At 68.0% G+C, this 1,877-nt stretch carries 3 protein-coding genes; all 3 read right to left on the reverse strand.

The features are described 5' to 3' along the window. Positions 1 to 363: 363 nt before the first annotated feature. A complete protein-coding gene (locus EAO77_RS35380) occupies positions 364 to 1,329 on the reverse strand; it encodes a DUF5131 family protein (protein WP_147992423.1) in 966 nt (321 codons plus the stop codon). Continuing rightward, on the reverse strand, positions 1,322 to 1,651 hold the full coding sequence (locus tag EAO77_RS35385) for a hypothetical protein (protein WP_147992424.1): 330 nt from the start codon (positions 1,649 to 1,651) through the stop codon (positions 1,322 to 1,324). The genes EAO77_RS35380 and EAO77_RS35385 overlap by 8 nt, the downstream gene beginning before the upstream one ends. After that, the coding region (locus EAO77_RS39100; RefSeq protein WP_187283557.1) for a hypothetical protein at positions 1,648 to 1,877 on the reverse strand (230 nt) is incomplete at its 5' end. The genes EAO77_RS35385 and EAO77_RS39100, both read right to left, overlap by 4 nt.

A 1,877-nucleotide genomic window follows, 5' to 3' on the forward strand; every position in this document is an offset into this window, starting at 1 on the left:
GGCGAGTGAGGTGACGGTGCGGGTGGCTTTGTGGTGGTCGGGTGAGAGGGCGCCGCGGCTGGGTTTGGTGCCGTCGGGTTCGTCGGTGGCGCGTGCGGAGCGTATGGCTGTGTGTGAGGGCCAGGTTTTGTTGCGGTTGTCGGGGTTGGGGGTGTCTCGGGTTGATCAGCTCCTGGAGGGGGATGCCGCGGCGGGTGTAGGTGGCGTTGCCGGGCCGGTTGCCTATGTGGTGGCGTCCGCAGTACCGGCAGGGGTAGGGGCGGAGGTTGGGGCCGCCGGTGCGGCGTATGAGGGAGGCGTCTTTTTTGGCTGCTCGGCGGGTGGGGTAGCGGTCTTTGCCGATGCAGGACACTTCTTCTTCGGTCATGAGGCCTGCGGGAACTGGTCCCAGGTGCGGCCGTCGAGTTCGCGGCCGGCGGCCTTCTTGCCGACGCGTGCGAGTTCGATGCGGTGGCCGAGGTCGTCGACGGGGTCGCCGATGAGGAGCGTGCCCTTGGTGGTGTCGCCGATGACGTGGTAGCCGGTGGGCACGTACTCGCCCCACTGCTTGAAGAAGAAGGGGACGTGAGTCTGGGTGCACTGGTCTCGGAGGCTGGTGACCCACTGGGGGTTCATGGGTCGGGCCTTGCGGCCGGACTCGCCGCCGACGATGACCCAGTCGAGCTGGCGGATGTGGCCGTCTTCGCAGTGGGTGTCGGCGCAGGTGTTGCAGGCTTCGTCGTGGGGTTCGCCGTGGCAGCAGGTGCAGGGCTGCCAGAGGTAGTCGTCGATCCAGATGGGGCCGAGGAGGGGTTCGCAGGAGAGGAAGCGGACGGCGGCGGGGGTGTCGATGAGGGCGGGGATGCGGATGTCGGCCCACTGCTGGTTTTCAACGGAGACGCCGAGCCAGAGGTTGGGGAGGGGCCACTGCCACTGTTCGGCGGGGAGGCCCTTGCCGACGGCCCGGTGGCGCACGTTCTCGATGAAGCCGGCATCGTTGAAGAGGCTGCGCAGGCGGGCGTGCCGCTTGGTGAGGAGCTGGAAGCTGTGGCGGCGGGCTGCGGCCATGACGGCGACGATGTCGGCGATCCATGCCTGATCGATATCGGCGTGGAAGAGGTCGCTCATGCTGTTGACGAAGACGCGGGCGGGCTTGCGCCAGGTGAGGGGGTCGTTGACCTTGTCGGCACGGATCTGGATGTCGAAGCCGTGAGGGAAGGCGGCGTGACCGCGGAAGCGTTCGGCGATGGTCTCGGCGTAGCAGTTGTCGCACCCGGCGCTGATCTTGGTGCAGCCGGTGACTGGATTCCAGGTGCGGTCGGTCCATTCGATGGTGGTGGTGTCACCCACGGCGGTGCTCCTCGGTGATGTTGTAGAGGGCGTTGAGTGCGGCTGTCTGGGCTGGGGCGATGCGCATGGCTTCGGTGAGGGCGGTGTCGCGGTCGTAGCGGTAGATCTCGGAGCGGGTGAGGACTCCGCGGTGCTCCCAGTGGGTGCCGGTCCATGCGTCGTCGTCGCGGAGGATGGCCCAGCCGTCTCCGTGGCCGTCGAGGCGTTTCTCGACGGAGAGGTCGGCGAGTCGGCCGTAGGGGTTTCCTGGGCAGGGGATGCGGAATTCGGAGGCGAGGCCGAGCTGGGTGACGAGCTGGGCGATGTAGGCGCGGTCGGTCACGGCTGGGTCTGCCTTTCGTGCCAGGCGGCGTCGGTTTCGACGGTGTGCTGGCGGCGGAGCTCCCAGACGAGGTCCATGTAGCCGTAGGCGCGATAGATGTCGGCGTGCTCGATGTAGTGGGCGCCGCGGTTGATGAGTTGGTCGAGGGTGTGGGTGTGGTGGTCGTCGTAGGCGTCGGCTCGGCCGGCGGCGTAGTCGGGGTCGAGGGGGCGGAGGTCGAGGAGGG

It is taken from the genome of Streptomyces sp. T39 (assembly GCF_008042045.1).
In the GTDB taxonomy this organism is placed as follows: Bacteria; Actinomycetota; Actinomycetes; order Streptomycetales; family Streptomycetaceae; genus Streptomyces.